Annotated in this window: 19 protein-coding genes; 6 read left to right on the forward strand and 13 right to left on the reverse strand. The window is 71.0% G+C overall.

The annotated features are described in order from the left end of the window. Nucleotides 1–4: 4 nt before the first annotated feature. From KGD87_RS17735 to KGD87_RS17770, 8 genes are all read right to left on the reverse strand, one after another. Entirely contained in the window at nt 5–784 is a 780-nt protein-coding gene (locus KGD87_RS17735; protein WP_284668572.1) for a hypothetical protein, read from the reverse strand. After that, nucleotides 781–2,064 (reverse strand): FtsX-like permease family protein, encoded by a 1,284-nt coding sequence (locus KGD87_RS17740; protein WP_284668573.1) that lies wholly within the window; start codon nt 2,062–2,064, stop codon nt 781–783. Before KGD87_RS17740 ends, KGD87_RS17735 begins: the two co-directional genes overlap by 4 nt. Next, a complete protein-coding gene (locus tag KGD87_RS17745; RefSeq protein ID WP_284668574.1) occupies nt 2,061–2,762 on the reverse strand; it encodes an ABC transporter ATP-binding protein in 702 nt (233 codons plus the stop codon). Before KGD87_RS17745 ends, KGD87_RS17740 begins: the two co-directional genes overlap by 4 nt. Further along, nucleotides 2,759–4,414, reverse strand: a complete 1,656-nt coding sequence (locus KGD87_RS17750; RefSeq protein ID WP_284661353.1) for a hypothetical protein — start codon at nt 4,412–4,414, stop codon at nt 2,759–2,761. Before KGD87_RS17750 ends, KGD87_RS17745 begins: the two co-directional genes overlap by 4 nt. Nucleotides 4,415–4,533: 119 nt before the next feature. Beyond that, complete coding sequence (locus tag KGD87_RS17755) at nt 4,534–6,321, reverse strand: DUF8728 domain-containing protein (protein ID WP_284661354.1); 1,788 nt, start codon at nt 6,319–6,321, stop codon at nt 4,534–4,536. A 47-nt stretch (nt 6,322–6,368) separates the two neighbouring features. After that, entirely contained in the window at nt 6,369–7,172 is an 804-nt protein-coding gene (locus KGD87_RS17760) for a hypothetical protein (protein ID WP_284661356.1), read from the reverse strand. Nucleotides 7,173–7,187: 15 nt separating this feature from the next. Further along, nucleotides 7,188–8,375, reverse strand: a complete 1,188-nt coding sequence (locus KGD87_RS17765) for an ABC transporter substrate-binding protein (protein ID WP_284661357.1) — start codon at nt 8,373–8,375, stop codon at nt 7,188–7,190. A gap of 10 nt (nt 8,376–8,385) precedes the next feature. Then, entirely contained in the window at nt 8,386–9,123 is a 738-nt protein-coding gene (locus KGD87_RS17770) for a PspA/IM30 family protein (protein WP_163786428.1), read from the reverse strand. Between the two features lie 261 nt (nt 9,124–9,384). Between KGD87_RS17770 and KGD87_RS17775 the strand changes: the two genes are divergently transcribed. After that, complete coding sequence (locus KGD87_RS17775) at nt 9,385–10,752, forward strand: sensor histidine kinase (RefSeq protein ID WP_284661360.1); 1,368 nt, start codon at nt 9,385–9,387, stop codon at nt 10,750–10,752. A 3-nt stretch (nt 10,753–10,755) separates the two neighbouring features. Here KGD87_RS17775 and KGD87_RS17780 read toward each other — a convergent pair whose 3' ends face one another. The 4 genes from KGD87_RS17780 to KGD87_RS17795 form a co-directional block, all read right to left on the reverse strand. Further along, entirely contained in the window at nt 10,756–12,102 is a 1,347-nt protein-coding gene (locus KGD87_RS17780) for a 5'-deoxyadenosine deaminase (protein WP_284661361.1), read from the reverse strand. A 20-nt stretch (nt 12,103–12,122) separates the two neighbouring features. After that, a complete protein-coding gene (locus KGD87_RS17785) occupies nt 12,123–12,527 on the reverse strand; it encodes a cytidine deaminase (RefSeq protein ID WP_176410488.1) in 405 nt (134 codons plus the stop codon). A 34-nt stretch (nt 12,528–12,561) separates the two neighbouring features. Beyond that, a complete protein-coding gene (locus KGD87_RS17790) occupies nt 12,562–12,927 on the reverse strand; it encodes a TIGR02266 family protein (protein ID WP_284661362.1) in 366 nt (121 codons plus the stop codon). A gap of 304 nt (nt 12,928–13,231) precedes the next feature. After that, nucleotides 13,232–13,642 (reverse strand): SET domain-containing protein-lysine N-methyltransferase, encoded by a 411-nt coding sequence (locus KGD87_RS17795; protein ID WP_284661363.1) that lies wholly within the window; start codon nt 13,640–13,642, stop codon nt 13,232–13,234. 347 nt (nt 13,643–13,989) lie between these two features. Between KGD87_RS17795 and KGD87_RS17800 the strand changes: the two genes are divergently transcribed. Continuing rightward, nucleotides 13,990–14,676 carry a DUF4328 domain-containing protein gene (locus KGD87_RS17800; protein WP_284661364.1) on the forward strand — a complete coding sequence of 229 codons (687 nt, stop codon included), beginning with the start codon at nt 13,990–13,992 and terminating at the stop codon, nt 14,674–14,676. A gap of 72 nt (nt 14,677–14,748) precedes the next feature. Here KGD87_RS17800 and KGD87_RS17805 read toward each other — a convergent pair whose 3' ends face one another. Further along, a complete protein-coding gene (locus tag KGD87_RS17805; protein WP_284661365.1) occupies nt 14,749–16,053 on the reverse strand; it encodes a thymidine phosphorylase in 1,305 nt (434 codons plus the stop codon). A gap of 75 nt (nt 16,054–16,128) precedes the next feature. Between KGD87_RS17805 and KGD87_RS17810 the strand changes: the two genes are divergently transcribed. The 4 genes from KGD87_RS17810 to KGD87_RS17825 are packed head-to-tail and all read left to right on the forward strand — an operon-like array spanning nt 16,129 to nt 20,869. Then, nucleotides 16,129–17,319, forward strand: a complete 1,191-nt coding sequence (locus KGD87_RS17810; RefSeq protein ID WP_284661366.1) for a BMP family lipoprotein — start codon at nt 16,129–16,131, stop codon at nt 17,317–17,319. 38 nt (nt 17,320–17,357) lie between these two features. Beyond that, nucleotides 17,358–18,839 carry an ABC transporter ATP-binding protein gene (locus tag KGD87_RS17815; RefSeq protein ID WP_284661368.1) on the forward strand — a complete coding sequence of 494 codons (1,482 nt, stop codon included), beginning with the start codon at nt 17,358–17,360 and terminating at the stop codon, nt 18,837–18,839. Then, nucleotides 18,832–19,947 carry an ABC transporter permease gene (locus KGD87_RS17820; RefSeq protein ID WP_284661369.1) on the forward strand — a complete coding sequence of 372 codons (1,116 nt, stop codon included), beginning with the start codon at nt 18,832–18,834 and terminating at the stop codon, nt 19,945–19,947. Before KGD87_RS17815 ends, KGD87_RS17820 begins: the two co-directional genes overlap by 8 nt. Next, on the forward strand, nt 19,940–20,869 hold the full coding sequence (locus KGD87_RS17825) for an ABC transporter permease (RefSeq protein WP_284661370.1): 930 nt from the start codon (nt 19,940–19,942) through the stop codon (nt 20,867–20,869). Before KGD87_RS17820 ends, KGD87_RS17825 begins: the two co-directional genes overlap by 8 nt. Nucleotides 20,870–21,028: the final 159 nt, after the last annotated feature.

A 21,028-nucleotide genomic window follows, 5' to 3' on the forward strand; every position in this document is an offset into this window, starting at 1 on the left:
CGGATCAGGGTCCGGCCCGAGGAGAACCCGCGTCCGTGTCACCGGCGGGTGACGGTGGGGCGGCAAGGCTGTCGCGGAATGCGGTTCCTGGCTCCGCCTCATCGGGCGGAATGGGGCGGACCAGCAGGAAGCGCGCCTCGCCCGCGACGGACACGATGGCTGGCGAGCCGAAGCGCGCCTCGGCGGGGAGTCCCACCATCGTCACCCAGGCGCCCTGCCGCGCTGGCGCCACGCAGTAGAGCAGCGTCCCCGGACGCACACCGGGTGCGTCCTTCACGGGGCCCTCGCAGTCCTTTCGGACCTGGAGGGAGTACCCCGGAAGGGGCTCGCCGCGCACGAGGTATGGCGGCCGGCCCAGCTCCTCCAGCAGGGACTGGAGGAGGCGCGGGTCATCCGGCACCTCCAGCGCGGAGGTGCGCTCCTGCACGGATTGGTGGAAGCGCTGGAGCGCCATGGACGCGATGTCCGTGGACGTCAGCGGCGTGCGGCTCTCCGACAGCACGAGGTCCACGAAGAGCGCGCCCACCAGGACGATGGGCAGCAGCCGGTAGCCCTTGAAGCCCTCGTCCTTGCGCTGGAGCAGGCCCACGACGAACGCGAGCGCGGCCACCGCGGCCACGGCCAGCACCACGGCGGGCCGCTCCAGGGAGGGCACCGTCATGAAGGCGGACACGTCCGCGGTGCGGGCGCGCACGGCGTCGGAGAGGTCGCCACCGTAAATCCAGGCGATGGCCATCAAGCTCAGCGCGTTGCCAAGCAGCGTCTTGCGAGAAGGAAGTGTCATCCGGCGAGCGTGCGTGCGGGGTCGGTGGCGGCGGCGCGGCGGCTGGGGAAGTACGCGCCCGCGAGCGCGGCGACGAGACCCAGGACGACACCGCCGACCACCACCGGCCAGGGGAAGGAGAAGAAACTGTCGGGCTTGAAGGGGAAGTTGGGCAGGTAGCCCGCCGCCAGGCGGTTGACGCCCAGGGACAGCAGCAGCGCGGCGGTGGTCCCCGCGGCGCCGCCCGCGAGCCCCACCACGGCGGCCTCGGCCAGGACGATGGCGCGGATGTCCGCGCGTGAGGCCCCCACCGCCTGCATGACGCCAATCTCCCTGGCGCGCGCCCGGACGGAGGCGGACAACGCGTGGGCGATGTTCACCGCCGCGAGGATGCAGATGAGCAGGGACAGCAGCGCCAGCGCGGACGTGGTGAGCGCCACCGCCGCGCCCGAGTTCTCCGCCATGCGGCGCTCCTGGTCATCGATTTCCAGCCCCATGCCCTTCACCGCGTCCACGATGACGGGCACCTGCGACGGGTCCGTGGCGACCAACGTGACGCCGGAGTAGTTCTCCGCGTCCACGCCGAACGCACGGTTGAGGCGGACGGCCGCGTCCAGCGGAATGGTGATGCCGGCCAGCAGCGCCCGGTCGGACGCCCCCACCACCTGCGCCTGCCCGGGCTGCGTGGGCCCCGACGCGGACGCCGCGGCCACGTAGGAGCGGTTGAACTCCACCGGGAAGCCGAAGCCCACCAGCATGTTGGCGGAGAGCTGCGGCAGCTTGCGCGCCGGGGCGAACGTCTTGTTGTACAGCTCCAACAGCCGCGTGGACACGAGCGCCGGAATCGGCTGCCCCTCCCCCGCGTCCTTGAACTCGCCCAGTTGCACGTCGCCCCGCACCAGCGCCGGCTCCACGCCCAGGGCCAGCACCTCCATGCCCATGCGCAGCCGGCTGCCGAAGAAGACGCCGTCGTAGCGCGTCACCGCGGGCACGCGCACGTTCATCTTCCGGTAGGCGGCCTCCACGCCGGGCAGCGCGCGCAGGCGCTCCACCGTGGGCGCGTCCAGCTTGCCACCGCCCAGCAGCGAGCCCAGCGACACCGCCGGGGGCACCACGTCCACCAGCCGCGCGTCCGTGGGGAAGACCTTCTCCCGGATGACGGCGCCCACGCCCAGGCCCAGGCCCACGAAGAACACCAGCGCGCCCACGCCCATGGCCACGCCGAAGGCGGAGAAGAAGGCCCCCTTGCGCTCGCGGGCGAGGCTCAGCCGGACCAGCCGGGCCAGCGCGTCCAGCCTCATGGCGAACCTCCCGTGGCCACCTGGAGTCCCGCGCGCTCCTCCACGAGCTGCCCGTCCTTGAGCCGCAGCACCCGTCCGGCCACAGCGCTCATCCGTTCCTCATGGGTGACGCACAACACGGTGAGCCCTTCGCGGTGCAGCTCCTGGAACAAGGCGATGACGCCCGTGCCGGTGGCCGCGTCCAGGTTGCCCGTGGGCTCGTCACACAGCAGCAGGCGGGGCTTGCCGAACAGGGCGCGGGCAATGGCCACGCGCTGCCGCTCGCCGCCGGACAGGCGCACCGGCGCGCGGTCCTTCTTCGTGCCCAGGCCCACGCGCTCCAGCAGCGCCTCCGCGCGCGCGCGGGCATCCGGGGGCGCCGCGCCGAAGTGCGACGGCAACAGCACGTTCTCCACCGCGGAGAGGTTGGGGATGAGGTGGAAGGACTGGAAGACGAAGCCCACGTGCGTGTTGCGGAAGTGCGCCAGGGCCTTGTCGCCCAGGCCGCGCAGCGTCACGCCGCCCACGCGGAGGTCGCCGCGGTAGTCGACGTCCAGCCCGCCCAGCAGGTGCAGCAGCGTGGACTTCCCGCTGCCGGACGAGCCCACCACCGCGACGAACTCGCCCTCCGCCACGTCCAGCGACATGCCGTCGAGCACGCGCACCTGGGTGCCGTCACCATCCACGTACGTCTTCACGACGTCCCGGGCTTGAATCACGGCGCGGCCGACGGGCTGGAAGGAGCGGCGGCGGGCGCCAGGCGCAGGGACAGCTCCGCCTGGAGCGCCTTGCCCTTGCGGGACACGGCCAGCGTCACGGCGCGCAGGTCATCCACGGCCTCCAGCCAGCGCACGGTGGTGGCCTTGATGGCGAAGCCGCCAATGCCCCAGGCCTCCGACGGCAGGTTCTTCACCGCGTCCGACAGGCGCCGCAAATCCAGCACGGCGCTGAAGGCCGCGTCCTGGCCCGCGTCCTTCAGGTCCGCGGCCACCGGCCCGTCACCCGAGGGCTTCGCGAGCGAGGCCAGCGTGGACTCCAGCCGCGCCTTGGGCGAGGCCACCACCAGCCGCCCGCCAGGCGCGAGCGCGAAGTGCGCGCCTTCGCCCGCGCGATAGGTCGTGAGGTACACGCGCTGGCCGCTCAGCTCCGACGCCTCCACCTTCGCGCCGAAGTTCTCCGCGATGCGCGGCAGCTGCTCCAGCGTGGACTGCATCTTCGGAGCGTCCTCGGCGTCCGCGAGCGCCACCAGGTGGACGAAGCGGAAGGGGTTGGTGCGGCGCAAATCCAACGCCGGCATGCCCGCGCCCAGGTTCACCGTGGGCGACAGCGACAAGCCCAGCACCGTGCCCGGCTTGAGGTTGTCGAGCAGCTCGGTCTTCACGTTGAGGCCGCTGTTCTGCACCGCGCGGGTGAGATAGCCACCGGCCAGATAGGGCCACACACCGTCGAGGTGCGACGCGTCCCCGCGGAACCGGGCCACCAGGAAGCTGTCGGCGGGCAGCGGGGCCAGCAGCTCGCTCGCGGCGGGCGCCACCGCGTCCAGCGCCGCCAGGGACGCCTCGGTGTCCGGCCAGGGCGCGTCCGCGTTCAGCGTCACCGCGCGGTCGTCGATGCGGCCCGTGAGCGTGACGCCCTGGACGGTGCCCGGCGGCACGAGTCCGGCGCCGCCCGGGAGCCAGACGTGGAAGTCGCGCTGGGACGGGAGCCGTTGCAGCGACGCCGCCATCACCGGCTCCTTCGCGAGCGAGCGCTCCTCCGGCTGCGTGGCCAGCGTCCCCAGCGTGGCGGCGGTGGGCCCCGCGCCGAGCAGCGCGAAGCGCGTCCCCTTCACGAAGAAGATGCCCAGCGCGGGCGAGGCGCTGCCTGGACGGCTGAAGGTGACCAGGTCCCCGCCGTCCACGGAGGACTGCTTCTTGTCGGACGCGCCCAGGCGGCTGCGCGCGAAGTTGCCGAACGTCTCCTCGAGCTTGCCGGCGTCCTTGACCCCCACCACCGAGATGGCGCGGTTGCCCCCGAGGAACGCCGCGCCCGCGCCGAGGTCCGGCGCGATGCCGGCCGTCTCGAGCGCCTGCCGGCTGCGCAGGTCCACGCCAATCTGGCGCATCACCGCGGAGACGTAGCCCTCCGCAGTGGAGAAGTTCTGGAGCTGCGCGGCGAACGAGGCGGCCTTCAGCTTCTGGAAGCGGGCGAGCTTCTCACCCAGCCCCCCCAGGTCATTGATGACCACGGCAGCCTGCGCGTCGCGGGGCAGGTAGCGGGCCACACCCGCCGTCGCGGCCGGGGCGGCGGGGTCCGCGTCCTTGCCACAACGGGAGCAGCCCGCGACGGCGAGCACGAGGAGGAGGGACGGGAGCCAGACTCGGCGGAGCATGCGGGCACCTCAGGCTGCCTGGGGCGGAGAGTCAACCGATTCGTGGGGGCCCCAGCGCCAGTCCGGGAGCCCGGATGATGGGCAGGCGGCGCGTCACCGCCCGCCGCGAGCCCGGTCCCTCATTGATGCGTGAGCTCCGCCACCAGATAGCCCCCCTCATACGAAAAGGGCAGGACTTGGAGCGGCCGGACCTGGATTCGCGGGTTGCTGGTCACCGTCCAGACGTGGACGTCGATGTAGTAACGCGGACGGACCTTCGCGATGTAGTCCTCGATGGTCGACGGGTTCGTCAACCGGCTCCGCGCCGCGTCGTCGTTCGCGAGCCCATCGAGGTTGAGGACGTGGTCCGGCAACAGGAACCCCAGGGCACCACAACTGAAACAGGCGACGCGCTCACCGGGCTGCAGCTGAACGTTCTGCTTCAGCCAGAGGCCCGCGCGCAGCATGGTGTGTTGCCAGGTTCCGGCGCTCTGGTCGAACGTCGCGTAGGGCTTGAGTTGCCGGACCTTCTTGTAACCTTCGGGAATCCGCTGACCGAAGATCAGCAGGACTGCCAGGACCCCTACCACGGCCCCCGCGGACACGAGCGTGGTGCGCACCTCGAAGCCCTTTCGAGCGGTCACCATGACCACGAAGCGTTCGACCCGCCCCAGGCCCACCACCGCCGCCGCACCCAATGCGGCCGCGACGAGCACCGGCAAATCATACACATACCACATGTAATAGAAGAGTTCCCCTGGCCGGCGCATCGCGATGAGAATGCCCTGGATGGGATAGATCGCAATGATGCTCAGGGTGAGCACGGCGAGCAGCGAGACCACCAGCGTGTGTTGTGGCAACCGCAGCGAGCGCGCTCGGAACGCCTGCCGCAGGCCAGCACCACCAGCGCCCCCCAGCACCACGAGCGCCATCGCGGTGATGGCGGCCCACCTGGGTGTCGCAGGCGCATCCGGCAAGACGATGGCGCCGTCTCGCTGCGGAAGCCACATGCCCGGGTCCCCCACGGCGAACCCGAAGGTGGCCTTCATGTAGTCGCGGCCATGCGTAGCAAGCACACGCCAGGGACTGTCCACCGACTCGCCGAGCGTCTTCACACGCGCCGACATGGGCACGACATGCCCGAACGCAACCACCGCGTAGGCGCCCCAGAGAATCATCGGCATTGCAAACGCCAGGAAGAAAGCCCCTGGCTTCCGCCACCGGAAGAGCGCGATGAGTGTGACGAGCCCCACGCTCGCGAGCGTGGTCGGAAGGATGCGGCAGAGCAGCAACACGCCGACACCGGCACCGGTGAGGACGGAGAAAAGCCGGTGGCGCTTGGGAGTATCCTCCACATCCTGGGTGACGAGCAGAAGCACCCCTGCGAGCAGGCCTGCCGCGAGAACGTTCTCCTTGCAGGTCATCGCACTCAGAACAACCGTGCCTCGCGACAGGTAGAAGAGCCCTGCGCCCGCCGCGAGGGCATACTGGAGCCAGCGCCCCCACCGCGTGCGCGCATCCGCGGTGCGGAGTACGAGCAACGCAATCATCACCGCCGTGAGCGCGTGGAGCACGAGTCCCAGCTTCATCGTGCCGCGCAGGAATGACTCGAAGTCGGCGAAGAAGAATGCGTATGCAGTCAGGAGCACTTCATAGGCAGGCTGAAAACCATAGGTCGACGTCAGCCCGTCAAAAGTGAAGAACCCCTGTGTCTTGAAGCGAAACGCCGGCACCAGATAGTAGAAGCTGTCGTCCTGGATGGAGGCAGCGAGTTCGAAGTAGTCGCTCGTGCCGATGCGCTTGAACAGCCGGGGAAACATCCGGATGACCATCCAGACGACCACCGCGCTGACGGCCAGTCCCGGTCCCCAGGCCCGCAGGCGCTGGCGCGGCGAGTTCACATGGGTGGATGGTTCAGATGGAGTCATATCGGGCGGCGTTCTACCACCAGAGACGGCCCCCGCGCCCACGGGCTTCAACGCACCCGGCCGCCGTGGGGCAGCGGGCCTCGCGTCTCCTCGGAGAACTCGAGGAACTGCTCCATCTGCCGCACGGACTCCTCGGTGGCCTCCGCCTCCGCGCTCAGCATGGTGAGCTGGCGGTTGACGACCTCCGGGTCGCGGATGGCCACGGACTGCTCGTGCGTCAGCCGCATCAAATCTTCAATGCCCGCCAGCTGGTGGCTCACCACCTCGCGGCTCTCACCGGCCTGCTCGAAGCGCGCCAGCCGCTTGCGGAGGATGTCCACGCGGTTCTGCTTCACGTCCTTCAGCCGCGGGCTCGTCTCCCGCGCCAGGTCCGCCTCCAGCTCCGCCACCTCGCGCTGCAGGTGCTCGCGGTCGGAGCTGTTCAGGTACGTGCGGTACTGGTTCAGCGTGGAGATGAGCCGCAGGAAGGACGTCAGCAGCGCGTCCAGCCGGGGCTCGCTGTCCGCCTCCAGCACCTTGCCGCCCGGCAGCTTCCGGTAGTTGGCGAGGATCTTCTCCTTCAGCCCGACGAGCTGCTGGTAGTGCTCGCGCTGAGAGGGCGCCAGGTCCGCCTGGAGCGCGTCCAGCGCCTTGCGCGCCGCCTCCGGGTCGTCGAGCGTGTTCGCCCGCACCGCCCGCTGGAAGCGCTTCATGGACGACATGACGCCCAGGTAGAGGCCTTCCAGGCCCAGCGCCACCAGCATGGGCAGCGGCTCGCCCGTCATGGCCGCCGAGGCAGCCGCCGTGCCCAGCCCCACCAGGTTGGCGGGCATCATGAAGGCGGCCTTGATGTAGTTCGGCGACTTCGCCACGTCCGTCCTCCAGCGTCAGGGGCCGCGCGCCTCCGACACGTACTTCAAGGCCCCCAAATCCTTCGTGTCCTCCGCGGGAGGCACCGGAGGCCCTCGCTTCAACTTCTGGAAGAGCGCCGCGGCGCTCTGGAAGAGCTCGTCATAGGTGACGGGCGCCTCGCCGGAAAGCCCGAAGAAGGCCCGATTGTCCGCCAGCGTGGCCGGCGGCGCGCTCCGGATGGCTTCAATGGGGTCGCCCAGGTACGGCGCCACCTCGCCCAGCATCCGGGCCCCCGCCGTCGGGTCCTTCAACACGCTCTGCCCCGTGTCCAGGAGCCCCCGCAGCACCCGCCGCACCGCGTCCGGGTAGCGCGCGGCGAAGTCCCCCCGGGCCACCAGCACCGTGGCCACCAGGTGCGGCGCGTCCGCTGTCGTCGCCAGCACCGCGCCGCCCCGGTCCCGCGCCGCCAGCTCCACGTCCCCCCACAGCCCCACCACCGCGTCCGCCCGGCCCTCTCGCAGCGCCCGTCCCGCATCCAAGGTCGTGGGCAGCTCCACCCAGCGCACGTCCGTGATGCGCAGCCCCGCGCGCGACAGCAGCCACAGCGCGAAGTAGTGCGACGAGCCATACGGATACACGCCCAGGCGCTTGCCACGCAGGGAGGCGAGGTCCGGCACGCCCACCGCGGCCAGGGCCTCCTGCCCCCGGCTGCGCCCCACCAGCATCAGCGTGCGGGGCGCCGCGTCCCGCAGCGACGGGGCCCACGCGGCCAGCCGGTCCACGGACAGGGTGGCCATGTCCACGCCGCCGTTCTCCGCGCCAATGGCCAGCGCGTGCCGCAGGTCGTCTTCCTTCGCGAAGAGCACCGCCCGCGCGTCCAGCGCATAGGCCGTCTTCAGCAGCCCCTGCGCCGCGCCGGGCGGAGGCACCGGGTTGTCCAGGGTGGTGGCCCCGCCCGCCGCCACCAGCAGGCCCGCGGAGGCACCGCGCGGGCTGAAGCCGATGAGCACCGGCCTCAGGGGCACGGAGGCCACGTCCGCCACCGGGGCCGCCACGCCGGCCGGGAAGTCTCCCGGCGACAGGCGGACCGCCTCACGCGTGGACGGGAAGTACCGCTCCTGCAAGCGGTCCAGGTACCCCATGCGCGACGCGAGCGCGTAGCTCGCGCCGAGCACACAGAGGAACAGGAAGAGGAAGAGGCCTGGACCGCGGTGGAGCTTCATTCAAGACGGACTACTCGACGCCGACCTTCTTGCCGATGGTCTTCTCCGGACCGCTGCCCACCTCGGACACCGGCGCCGGGCTGCTGACGAGCCCCATCTCCATCTTGAACTGCTTCACCAGCTCGTCGGCCTGAATCTTCTCGGCCTCTTCCTCGATGTTCGCCGCGGTGTGGTCCACCGACTCGAGGGCCATCTGCATGCGGGCCTCGTTGATGGCGGACTTCTCCTGCACCTTGCGCAGCATCTCATCGTGGGTCGAATCGATGCCCGCCACGGTGAAGGACTCCATCGTGTCGGCCACCTTGGCCTGCCACTTGGCGCGGCGCGCCTCGCGGATGGCGTTCATGGCCTCCTGCGTCTTGCGCTCCTTCTCGCGCATGAACGCCTTCTTCACCGAAAGGGCCTTCTCGTACGCCTGGCGCGCGGTGGACAGCTGCTGCTCGTTGCGGGCCAGCGCGTCCCGCTCCATCTGGAGCTTGGAGGCGTACTGCGCGGCCAGGTCGTCACGGCCCGCCTGGATGCCGGCCTTCACCTTGGCGGTCAGCGAGCGCACGTCCTCCTGGTACTTGGCGTTCTCCTTCTCCAGCAGCGTCACGTTCGCCCGGACCATGGCGATGGACTCGTTCATCTTCGGGACCTGGTCGTTCAGGTCACGGACGTTCTGCTCGAGAATCAACTCCGGGTCCTCGATGGAGGAGACGAAGAACCCGGCGAAGCTACGCATTGCTCTCTTGAATCGTTGCCACATATCGGCGGTCTACCTCCGTCCAGACCTACTTGCAGCCACCTTACACGATTGCCAAGGCGAGCAAGCAGACACAGTCCCAATGTCTTCTCTGTCCCTACGCGCCTCTACCTAAGGCGATTGCGGCGGATACAAAAGCGTGACGTGGCGGATCCACGCCGGAAAATGGGGCCCGCCCGCGTTCCGCCCGCCCGTCCGTCCGCTTCCGCACGATAGGTGGCGGGGCTTGCAAGCAACGAAGGAAGCGGGGAAAACCCACGCCTCGTGACGTCTCCGCCTCCCGTGCCCGGCCCGCTCGAAGAGACGATGTCCCGGGCCATGGACGCCCAGCGGCGGAGTGTCGTCGGCGCGGGCGCGGCGGTGCGGCTCGCCGGCGCCGCCCTCTTCCTGACCATCAGCACCACGCTGTGGCTGGCCGGAGGCCGGGACTGGGGTGTGTACCCGCCCGCGCTGGGGCTCTACGCCTCGGTCGCCGGCGTGCTGTTCATGCTCCGCCAGCGGCGCGTGGCCCGGGGCCTGGGCGCGGTGCAGTCCCTGGTGGACGTGGGGCTCGTGTACTGGCTCCAGTCCACCGCCCTGCCCGTGTCGCCCTTTCCGGCGGGTGTCGCGGGCTTCAGCCTGGGCCTGTTCGCGCTCGTCGTCGCCCTGAGCGGGCTGGGCATGCGCGGCACCGTCGTCTACGGCACCGCGCTGCTGTCCGCCGTGGCCCAGGCGACGCTCATGCGGCAGGCGGACGTGGGCTGGGGCGCGGTGGCCATCGCCGTGGTGGCGCTGGTGCTGGTGGCCGTGGTGAGCCACTACGGCACCGGGCGGCTGCGCGGCCTGGCGGTGACGCTCTCCCGCCTGGAAGTGGACCGGGCGCTGGAGGCCCGCCGCTTCCAGGAAGTGGAGGAGGCACGCCGCACGATTGAGCGCATGCTCGCGGATGCCCAGGCCCAGAACGCCGAGCTGCAGCGGCTGCAACGGGACAAGGAGCAGCTGACCGAGTTCCTGGTCCATGACCTGCGCTCGCCCCTGTCGGCACTGACGCTGTCCTTGTCGTGGATGGAGCAGGAGGTGCCCCGGCAGGGCGGCCTCGGTGAGACTGTCCGCACGGGGCTGGCCGTCACCGCGCGGCTGGACCGGATGATTTCCGACCTCATGGACGTGCCCCGTCTGGAGGAAGGCCGGCTGGAGCCGCAGCGGGCCACCTTCCCGGCCACGCGCATCGTGGAGGACGTGCGCCGCTCCCTGGAGGGCGTGGCGCGCGCGCGCAAGCTCACCCTGGACGCGGAGGTCCCCGCGAGCATGGAGCTGGTGGGCGACGCCGACCTGCTGGTCCGCGTCCTGGAGAACCTCACCACCAACGCCCTGCGCTACGCCCCTTCGGGCGGGCGGGTGCGACTGGAGGCCGGCGCGGATGAGGGCGGCCGCTGGCTCGCGGTGCGCAACGACGGCCCGCCCATCTCCGAAGAGGCGCGCGGGCGCATCTTCGACAAGTACGGGCAGGCCGACGCGGAGCGGGACAGCCGCCGGGGCTACGGCCTGGGGCTCTACTTCTGCCGGCTCGCCGCGGAGGCCCACGGCGGGCGGTTGACGGTGGAGGACGCGCCCGGCTGGTCCACGTCCTTCGTGCTGCGGCTGCCGGCCTGAGCCTCAGCCGCTGCGCGCCTTCTTCTGGCGGCGCTTGAGGATGCGCGCCACCTGCGCGTTCGCGTTCGCCAGGACGGAGGCGGCGTCCAGCGTGGTGAGCACCCCATCGCGCAGCACCGGCTGGCCGTCGATGAAGACGTGCGCCACGTCGCTGCCCCGCGCGGAGTGCACCAGCGGCACCAGCACGTCCTCGGGCGTGGGGCCCGCGTGCAGGCCGCTGACGTCCACCACGGTGATGTCCGCGCGCTTGCCGGGCTCCAGCGAGCCCACCTCGTCCTCCAGACCCAGCGCCCGGGCGCCGTGCAGCGTGGCCATCTCCAGCACGCGCATGGGCGTCATCGCGCACGGCCCCACGCGCGGGTTGTGCATCACCGCGGCGAGCTTCATCTCGTAGAAGATGTCGAGCGTGTTGTTGCAGGGCGCGCCGTCCGCGCCCAGCGCCACCGCCACGCCGGCCTCCAGCAACTCCGGCACCTTGGCGATGCCCGAAGCCAGCTTGAGGTTGGAGCCGGGGCAGTGGCACACCACCGTGCGGGTGTCGCGCAGGAGGTCCTGCTCCTCCTGGGACAGCCACACGCAGTGGGCCATCGTCACGTGCGGGCCGGACATCCCCACCGTGTGGAAGAAGGCCACGTTGTCCTCGCCGCCGGTGTACTGGCGGACCGCGTCCGTCTCCTTCGCGTTCTCACTGGCGTGGGTGTGGATGCGCAGGCCGTGCTCCCTGGCCAGCCGCGCCACCTCGCGCAGCAGCGCCGGGGTGCAGGACAGCACGAAGCGCGGGGCGAAGGCGTAGCGCAGCCGGCCGTCGTGCGTGCCGTGCCAGCGCTCCTTCAGCGCCAGGCTCTCCCGCAGCGACGCCTCGGTGCTCTCGCGCAGGCCCGCGGGCACGCCCGCGCCCGCGTCCATCATCGCCTTGCCGCCCACCAGCCGGAAGCCGGAGTCCCGCGCCGACTCGAAGACGGCGTCGTAGTGGTACACGCTGCCCATGTCGAGCGCCGCCGTGGCGCCCGAGCGGATGAGCTCCGCGAAGGTCAGGTCCGCGGAGGCCCGCATGGACGCGGCGTCGTGCGCGGCCTCGAAGGGCCAGATGCGCTCGCGGAGCCAGTCCAGCAACTCCAGTCCATCCGCGCGACCGCGGAACAGCGTCTGACAGGCGTGGAGGTGGCCGTGGATGAGGCCCGGCAGCACCACCTTGCCCGTCACGTCCACCACCCGCCGGGTGCCACGGGGCTTGAGGCCTCGGCCCACCTTGGCGATGCGCCCATCCTGGACGAGGACGTCCGCATCCACGAGCACCTCGCGCTCGCGGTTCATCGTTACAACCGTGCCACCAGTCAGGAGCAAATCCACGGCGTGCTCAGGCTCTCTCTTTAGAGGAAGTCTTTGGTGAAGGCATGCGGCAGCAGCCCTCCCAGGGTGTAGCGCGCCTCGCCGCCCTTCGGCGTCCGGCTGCGCACGGGCAACTCCTGCCCGCCAAACTCGGCCATGACCTGGCGGCACATGCCACACGGTGGACAGGGCTCTGGGGTGTCCACGACGATGGCGACGGCCACCGGCTGGGTGTGCCCCTGGGCCACGCCCGCGGCGAAGGCATTGCGCTCCGCGCAGACGGTGAGCCCGTAGGTGGCGTTCTCCACGTTGCAGCCGGCCACCACGGCGCCGTCCGCATAGAGGACGGCGGCCCCCACGGGGAACCGTGAATAGGGCACGTGGGCGCGCGCGCGCACGCGCGCGGCTTCCTCGAACAGGCGCTCCCAGGGAACCTCGTCCGCCATGACGCCCTCCTACACGAAGCCGGATTGCGGTCCGTTACGAGCGGGCCGTACCGCGCTGCACGTCATCCAGGTGGCGCGCGATGGCCAGCTCGGACTCCACCGGCAGGTCCACGAAACGGACCCGCGCCGCCGGGCCGTTGGCGCCCTGCGCGGCGTGGAGCACCTCGCCCTTCGCCACCACCTCATCGGGGAGGATGGGCAGGTGGAAGCGGACTTCCACCCGCGTCCCCTGCTCCCACCCGGCGCCCTGCCAGGCGCAGCCGCCCAGGGACAGGTCTCCGTCATGCTGCTCGAAGTCCCCCGAGCTGTCCTCCCGGCGCACCTTCAGGCGCATGGGGACCCGGGGTGAGTCCCGTCGGTCCTCGGCCTTGTCGCTCATCGAGTCGTTCCTCTCGGCCATCGCCGTTACCTCCCTGCCGCTCATGCTCGCGCCACCGCCACGCATTGGAAACCCACGTCCCCGTGGGTCCTGGCCCGCGAGCCCATACCGTAGACGCGTGCCGCCGTCTCGTCCGAGGCGACGTCCACCCCTCCGACGACCGCCCTCCCCGCCTGGTCACGACGCCTCATCACCTGGGCATCATACGAGGGAACACCCGCGCGCGAGGCCGGGAATTTGGGGCCCCACCGTTCCAGGCCGGGCCATTTGGCGGATTGCCCGCACCCCACCGGGGGCCCGGCGCGGTGGCGTCCAGGCGGGGCGCTCAGGCCGGGACGCCCTGCTCCCGGGACGCCCACCAGTCCTCGCCGTAGCTGATGCAGAGCTGCTCGCCGGGGTGGATGTCCCGCAGCGCGTGGTAGCAGAAGACGTCCCGGGTCGCCTCGCGGTGATAGGACGTGTTGGGCTCGCGGGCGTGGTTGTAGATCATCCCATACCCCAGCACGAGCGCCACCCACTCTCCCTCCCGGGGCACCTCGTGCGCGGCCCACTGGAGCAGGAAGACGTAGTCCTGGAGCTGGGGGTTCTGGGTGAGGGCGCGCGGCAGCTTGAGGTAGTGGCATTCCTCGATGAGGTCGCCCGCCTTGATGAAGGCGTCGGTGAAGACGCCATAGCCCCACTCGCACGGCCGGACCTTCACGCCCGGATGGAGGTACAGCGCCGCGCCCTGGTTCATGGTCCCCTGCCCCGCATGGCTCAGGGCTGAAGGATGGCGCCTTCCCTATGCGGGGTGAAGCCAGAAGGTGCCGGCCGTGCCCCCCGGTGGCGGGCCGGGTCCGGGCCGCCTCTGGGCGGCGTCGCGTCAGGCCGCTAGAGTGCGCCGCCGAAGTCCCTCCCCGCCCGCCGTCCATTGCAACGCGCGCTGCGTGCGCGACGGCCTGCCTTTGCCTTGAAAACACCATGCTGCCCCAACTTGCCGTTCCTGAAACCGCCCCTGTCTGCCCTGACCATGCTGGTGAACCGTCCACGGGGACGTGTGAGCGGTGCGGCCGATTCCTCTGTCAGCAGTGCGCCCAACCGCAGGTGGGCGTCTGCGTCCCGTGTCACGCGAGGAAGCTCCAGTCGCTGCCCCACACTGCGGGCCGGGTGAAGTGGGCGCTGGGGGCCCTCTACTCCGGCGTCGCGGTGGCCGCGCTCACGGGGCTTCTCCACGTCTGGCTCTTCTTGAGCCTGGAGGACGGCATCACGCCATCGCAGCCGAACGCGGAGACCTTCGACACCCTGAATGCCCAACTCGTCCTGGCCAGCTCGGTCGTGAGCATCATCAGTGCCATCAGCATCCTCCGGTGGCAGTACCTGAGCGTGAAAGTCGCCCGGGCCACCGGCGTCAGTACCGAGGAGCCCCGCTGGGCCATGCTGGCCTGGTTCATCCCCATCTACAATCTGGTCAAACCGTATACGGTCGTACGCGACCTGTGGTTGAACCTGGGGGGAACCCCTGCCCGGAAGCCCCTGCTGATGGGGTGGTGGGCCGCCTGGCTCATCAGCAATGGTACGACGAAAGCCAGCGCGTCGGTGTTCAACATGGTTGAGAGCATTCCGAAGATCGTCCCCGTCGCGCTCATCGCCGGGATGATGGCGGAGGCCCTCAACGTCCTGGCGGCGGTGCTCTGCATCCACGTCATCAAGAGCATCGAATCGATGCTCGCGAGCCGCCGCGCGGGCCTGGACGGCATCGTCGCCCGAGTGGACACGCGCACCAGCGCCTGAGCACACGAAGCCCCACGCCATGCCACGGCATTGGCGGGGGCTGGCTCCAAGGTCACCCCATGGCGAGGCGCCCTACTCCACCCGCTCGCGGACGAGCGGCCGGGCCGCGGGGGCCGCGTCGCCGAACTGGTACGCGGCCAGGAGGCGCGCCTTCACGTTCTCCAGCGGGGCCGCGTCGTTGTAGTGCACGCGCACGACGGGCTCGCCCTGCTTCACGGACTCGCCCGTCTTCTTCAGCAGCGTGAAGCCCACGGCCGGGTCTATCTTGCTGTCCGTCCGCTGCCGGCCCGCGCCCAGCGCCACCGCCGCCAGGCCCACGCCCTCCGTGTCGATGCCGGTGACGAAGCCGTCCCGGGGCGCCACCACGTCCGCGGTGGACTTCGCCTGCGGCAGCAGCGAGTAGTCGTCGATGGCGCGCGGGTCACCGCCCTGCACCTGGACAATCTCCTTCAGCTTGCGCAACGCGCTGCCATCCTCCACCACCTTGCGCAGCTGCGCGCGCGCCTCCTCCACCGTGGCGGCCTTCTTGCCCAGCACCAGCATCTCCGCCGTGAGGGCGTACGTAATCTCGGTGTAGTCCTCCGGCGCGGTGCCGCGGAGCATGTCCACCGCCTCGATGACCTCCAGCGCGTTGCCCACCTTGCGGCCCAGCGGCTGGTCCATGTCGGTGAGCAGGGCCACGACCTTCTTCCCCATCTCCGCGCCCAGGCCAATCATCGTCTTCGCCAGCGTGCGCGCGTCCTCGTCGCGCTTCATGAAGGCGCCGCTGCCCACCTTCACGTCCAGCACCAGCGCGTCGATGCCCTCCGCCAGCTTCTTGCTCATGATGGAGGACGCAATCAGCGGGATGCAGTCCACCGTCGCCGTCACGTCCCGCAGCGCGTAGAGCTTCTTGTCCGCGGGGGCCACCTGCGCCGTCTGGCCAATCAGGCAGCAGTTCACCTCGCGCACCAGCCGCCGGTACTCCGACGTCGGCAGGTTGACGTTGAAGCCGGGGATGGACTCCAGCTTGTCCAGCGTCCCCCCCGTGTGCCCCAGGCCGCGGCCCGAAATCATGGGCACCGGGACGCCGCACGCGGCGGCCAGCGGCGCCAGGCTGAGGGAGACCTTGTCGCCCACCCCGCCCGTCGAATGCTTGTCCACCTTCACGCCCGGCGTGTCGGACAGGTCCAGGACCTCGCCGGACTCCAGCATGGCGCGGGCCCAGGCGCCCAGCTCCCGGGAGTCCATGCCCCGGAAGAAGACGGCCATGCACATGGCCGCCATCTGGTAGTCCGCCACCGTCCCCGCCGTATACGCCTCGATGAACGCACGGATGTCCGCCGGATCCAGCCGGCCGCCATCCCGCTTGGCCTTGATGAGCTCGTAGGGTTGCACGAGGCGAGCCCATAGCAGGAACCCACCCCTTCATGCACTCCGGGAAAGGGCGGGCATCTGGTAGATAAGCGCCTCATGATGCTCCGCCTCCACGTCCTCGCCCTCACCGCCCTCCTGTGCGCGTGCTCCAAGCAGAAGGAAGAAGCGCCTCCCTCCGGCGCCCAGGCCCCCGCCGCCGGGACGACGGAAAAGAAGGCCCTCCCCGTGGGGCTCGTCATCGACGTGGGCGGCCGCGGAGACCACTCCTTCAATGACGCGGCGCTTCGGGGCCTGGAGCTATGGGCCGCGGGCAAGCGCTACGAGGGCGGAAAGTACGTGGACGCCACGCCCGCCGAGGTGCGCCAGTCCCTGCCGCCCCACCTGGCGGCGGCCGCCGCCAGTTTCAAGTCCCTGGCCATCCAGCCCATCGTCCTGCAGAGCAAGGCCCAGGAGGACTACGTCCCCAACCTCCAGCTCCTGGTGGACCAGGGCGCCCGGCTCACCGTGGGCAACGGCTACATGCTGGCCAACGCGGTGCGCACCTCCGCCCAGGAGAACCCGAAGTCCCAGTTCCTGCTCATCGACAGCCAGGTGCTGGACGCGCAGGGCAAGGCGATGAAGCTGCCCAACGTGCGCACCGTCCTCTTCAAGGAGCAGGAGGGCAGCTTCCTCGTGGGCGCACTGGCCGGGCTGGTGACGAAGACGAACAAGGTGGGCTTCGTGGGTGGCATCGAGGTGCCCCTCATCCAGCGCTTCGAGGTGGGCTACCGCGCGGGCGTGAAGACGACCAACGCCCAGGCGGCCCAGGCGCTCATGTCCGTCTACACGGGCAGCTTCAACAACATGGCCGCCGGCAAGCAGGTGGCGCAGGACCTCATCTCCAAGGGCGCGGACGTCCTCTTCCACGCCGCGGGCGCGGACGGCATCGGCGTCATCCAGGCGGTGAAGGAGGCGCGCGCCGCGGGCAAGAGCGTGTACGCCATTGGCGTGGACTCCGACCAGTCGCACGTGGCGCCCGAGGCCATCCTCACGTCGATGATGAAGCACACCGACCTGGCCGTGTACCAGGCGGCGAAGGACCTGGTGGACGGCACGTTCTCCGCGGGTGAGCAGGTGCTCGGCCTCAAGGAGAACGGCGTGGGCATGGCCCAGGTGCGGGTGGACTTCCCCGGCAAGGCGGAGGCGCTCCAGAAGGTGGAGGCCCTGCGCCAGCGCATCGTCTCCGGGACGCTCCAAATCCCGGCCGTCCCGGCGGACCTCGCCTCCTTCCAGGCTGCCGCGCCCTGATTTCCCTCCGGAACATCCACAAGGCCTTCGGCACCTGCGTGTCGCTGGAGGACGCGTCGCTGGACGTCCGCCGTGGCGAGCTGCTCGCCGTGGTGGGTGAGAACGGCGCGGGCAAGTCCAGCCTGATGAACGTCCTCTACGGGCTCTACCAGCCGGACGCGGGCGTGCTGTCGCTGGACGGCCAGCCCGTGCGCTTCAAGAGCCCTCGGGACGCGATTGCGCGGGGCATTGGCATGGTGCACCAGCACTTCATGCTCGTGCCCACGCTGTCGGTGGCGGAGAACGTGGTGCTGGGCCGCGAGCCCACCCGCCACGGACTGCTGGACCTGGAGCGCGCGGTGCAGGAGGTGGCCGCCACCTGCGCCCGCTTCGGCTTCCAGTTGGAGCCCCGGGCGCGCGTGGACACGCTCAGCGTGGGCTCGCAGCAGAAGGTCGAAATCGTCAAGGCGCTGCACCGCGGCGCCCAGGTGCTCATCCTGGACGAGCCCACCGCCGTCCTCACGCCGCAGGAGTCCGATGAGCTGGCCCGGGTCATGCGCGGACTCGTCGCCCAGGGCCACACCGTGGTGCTCATCAGCCACAAGCTGAAAGAGGTGCTCGGCGTGGCGGACCGCATCGCCGTCATGCGCCGGGGCCGCTGCGTGGCGGAGGTCCGCGCCGCCGACACCACGGCTGAACAGCTCGCCGCGCTCATGATGGGCGAAGGCCCGCGCGCGCCCGCCGCCGCGCCCGCCACGGCCGTGTCCCAGGCGCCCGGCGAGCCGCTGCTGGACGTGCGCGGGCTCCAGGCCACTGGCGACAACGGGCGCCCTGCCCTGCGCGGCGTGGACCTGGAGGTGCGCGCGGGGGAAATCGTCGGCATCGCGGGCGTGGACGGCAACGGGCAGCGGGAGCTGGCGGAGGTCCTCACCGGCCTGCGCGCGCTGACCTCCGGGAGCGGCACGCTGCTGGGAGGCCCCTTGGGCGGCCTCACGCCGGCCCAGGCGCGGACGCGCGGCGTGGGACACATCCCGGAGGACCGGCACCACCGCGCGGTGGTGAAGGCGCTCAGCGTGGAGGAGAACGTGGCCCTGGGCCGGCACACGCGGCCGCCCTTCGCCAAGGGCCCGTGGATTGACTTCAAGGGCCGCCGCGAGCGCACGCGCGCGCTGACCGTGGCCTATGACGTGCGGCCGCCCGACCCGGAGGTCGCCCTGCGCGCCCTGTCCGGCGGCAACCAGCAGAAGGTGGTGGTGGCGCGCGAGCTGGATGCGCGGCCCCGGCTGCTGGTGGTGGTGCAGCCCACGCGCGGGCTGGACGTGGGCGCGGTGGCGCAGGTCCACGCGAAGCTGCGCGAGGCGCGCGACCAGGGCACGGGCGTGCTGCTGGTGTCACTGGATTTGGAAGAGGTGCTGGCCCTGTCGGACCGCGTCTATGTCTTCTTCGAGGGCCGCGTGACGGGCCACTTCCCGCGTCACGCGTTCGACGAGCGCGAGCTGGGCCGGCGCATGCTGGGCACCCCGGAGCCGGGCCATGCCTGAGCGCGCAAGACAGCTGCTGCCGTCGGTGCTCTCCGTGCTGCTCGCGCTGGGCGTGTGCTGGGTGCTCATCGCGCTCACCCTGGAGCCGGGCACCGCGACGGACGCCTATCTGCAGATGCTGTGGGGTGGCATCGGCAACTGGCCCGCGTACCTGGACGGCGCGGCGGCCACCGTCATCACCCGCCCGCTGGGCGAGTCCGCGATGAAGGCCGCGATTCTCACCCTCACCGGCCTGTCCGTGGCGGTGGCCTTCAAGGTCGGCTTGTTCAACATCGGCGCGCAGGGGCAGATGCTGCTGGGCGCGCTGGCCGCGGCCGTGGTGGGCGCCCAGGTGTCGCTGCCCGGCGCGCTGCACGTCCCGGCGGCCCTGCTGGGCGCGGCGCTCGCGGGCGCGGCGTGGGCGGGCATCGCCGGGCTCTTGCGCATCTACCGGGGCGTGCACGAGGTCATCTCCACCATCATGCTCAACTGGGTGGCGCTGAGCCTGGTGGACAACTGGCTGGTGGTGGGCCCGCTGCGCGGCGCGGCCGAAGGCGGCCAGTCCATCACCGGCACCGCCGAAATCCAGGCCACCGCCGTGCTGCCCCGGCTGCTGGGCGAAGGCTCGCGGCTCAACCTGGGCTTCCCGCTGGCGCTCGTCGCGGCGCTGGCGGTGTGGGTGTGGCTGACGCGCACGCGCTCCGGCTTCGAGACGCGCGCGGTGGGCCTGGGCGCAGAGGCCGCGCGCGCAGCGGGCATCCCCGTGGCCCGGCGCATGGGCCTGGCCATGGCGCTCGCGGGGGCCATGGCGGGGCTGGCGGGCGCGGTGCTGGTGCTGGGCACGGAGGGGCGCTACCCCGGAACGCTGGGCGCGCCCTACGGCTTCGACGGCATCGCCATCGCGCTCATCGGCAACAACCACCCGCTGGGCGCCACCGTGTCCGCGCTCTTCTTCGGCGTGCTGCGCGCGGGCGGAACGCGCATGCAGCTGCTCGGCGTGCACAAGAGCTTCCCCGAGCTCATCCAGGGCCTGGCGCTGCTCTTCGTCGCCGGCCGCATGGTGTGGCTGGCGGTGCTGCGCCGGCGGAGCGTGGCGCCCGCCGCGTCTACGGAGGTGCCCCGTGCTTGAGGTCCTCCACTCGCTGCTGTTCTCCACCCTGGACGCGGCGCCGGCGCTCATCTTCGCCGCATTGGGCGCGGTGCTCTCCGAGCGCGCGGGCGTGGTCGCCGTGGGCATGGAGGGGATGATGCGCGTGGGCGCCTTCTGCGCGGCGGTGGCGGCGCTGACGATGCCCACGCCCCTGGCCGTCGTCATGGGCATGCTCGCGGGCGCGGCCCTGGCCGGCGTGCATGGCTTCCTGAGCATCCGCTGGCGCTCCGACCAGGTGGTGTCCGGCATCGCCCTCAACCTGGTGGCCCTGGCCGGCGGCACCTTCCTGCTGGAGTCGCTCTATGGCCCCAACGGCACCCCGCCCATCCAGCAGCTCACCCGCTGGAACCTCCCCGGCTTCAGCTCCGTGCCGGTGCTGGGCGCGCTGTCCGGGCACTCGGCGCCCACGTACCTGGCGCTGCTCCTGCCCTTCGCCTTCCAGGGCCTGCTGACTCGCACGCCCCTGGGCCTGCGGCTGCGCGCGGTGGGCGACAAGCCCCAGGCCGTGGCCACCCTGGGCCTGTCGGTGCCGGGGCTGCGCTGGGGCGCGGTGCTGGGCAGCGGGCTCCTGGCGGGCCTGGGCGGCGCGGTGCTGTCCACCGCCGTGCTGGACCGATTCGAGCAGCACACCCCCGCGGGCCTGGGCTTCATGGCCCTGGCCGCCATGGTGTTCGGCCGGTGGACGCCCGTGGGCGCCTTCCTCGCCGCCACCTTCTTCGCCTTCGGTAACGCGCTGCGCATCGGCCTGGTGTCGAGCGCCCCCGGCCTGGTCGAGCTGATCCCCCAGGGCGTCCTCCTGGCCCTGCCCTATCTGCTCACCTTGGGGGTGCTGACCCTCCAGGGCCAGCGCAGCAGCGCCCCCGCCGCGCTCGGAACGCCCTACGAACAAGAGTCGCGCTGACGTTTTGCGCGCAACGAGGTCATTCAATACCCGGGTTGAAATCGATTTCAGGTCAGGTTGGACCCCTTCTTTCGTTGGCCAGATTCCAGTTGAGACAACTTTCTCCAGTGTCGCAACGATTCAACCCCCCGACGTTGCAGGGCTGCCACCGTTGGAGGT

This window comes from Myxococcus sp. SDU36 (genome assembly GCF_030168875.1).
GTDB lineage: Bacteria > Myxococcota > Myxococcia > Myxococcales > Myxococcaceae > Myxococcus > Myxococcus vastator.

Bases quoted from the DNA above. Each gene is read 5' to 3' on its own strand.
- KGD87_RS17735 (WP_284668572.1), bottom strand. From the start codon at position 784: ATGACACTTCCTTCTCGCAAGACGCTGCTTGGCAACGCGCTGAGCTTG.
- KGD87_RS17740 (WP_284668573.1), bottom strand. From the start codon at position 2,064: ATGAGGCTGGACGCGCTGGCCCGGCTGGTCCGGCTGAGCCTCGCCCGC.
- KGD87_RS17750 (WP_284661353.1), bottom strand. From the start codon at position 4,414: ATGCTCCGCCGAGTCTGGCTCCCGTCCCTCCTCCTCGTGCTCGCCGTC.
- KGD87_RS17755 (WP_284661354.1), bottom strand. From the start codon at position 6,321: ATGACTCCATCTGAACCATCCACCCATGTGAACTCGCCGCGCCAGCGC.
- KGD87_RS17765 (WP_284661357.1), bottom strand. From the start codon at position 8,375: ATGAAGCTCCACCGCGGTCCAGGCCTCTTCCTCTTCCTGTTCCTCTGT.
- KGD87_RS17770 (WP_163786428.1), bottom strand. From the start codon at position 9,123: ATGTGGCAACGATTCAAGAGAGCAATGCGTAGCTTCGCCGGGTTCTTC.
- KGD87_RS17785 (WP_176410488.1), bottom strand. From the start codon at position 12,527: ATGGCGGACGAGGTTCCCTGGGAGCGCCTGTTCGAGGAAGCCGCGCGC.
- KGD87_RS17790 (WP_284661362.1), bottom strand. From the start codon at position 12,927: ATGGCCGAGAGGAACGACTCGATGAGCGACAAGGCCGAGGACCGACGG.
- KGD87_RS17795 (WP_284661363.1), bottom strand. From the start codon at position 13,642: ATGAACCAGGGCGCGGCGCTGTACCTCCATCCGGGCGTGAAGGTCCGG.
- KGD87_RS17810 (WP_284661366.1), top strand. From the start codon at position 16,129: ATGATGCTCCGCCTCCACGTCCTCGCCCTCACCGCCCTCCTGTGCGCG.
- KGD87_RS17820 (WP_284661369.1), top strand. From the start codon at position 18,832: ATGCCTGAGCGCGCAAGACAGCTGCTGCCGTCGGTGCTCTCCGTGCTG.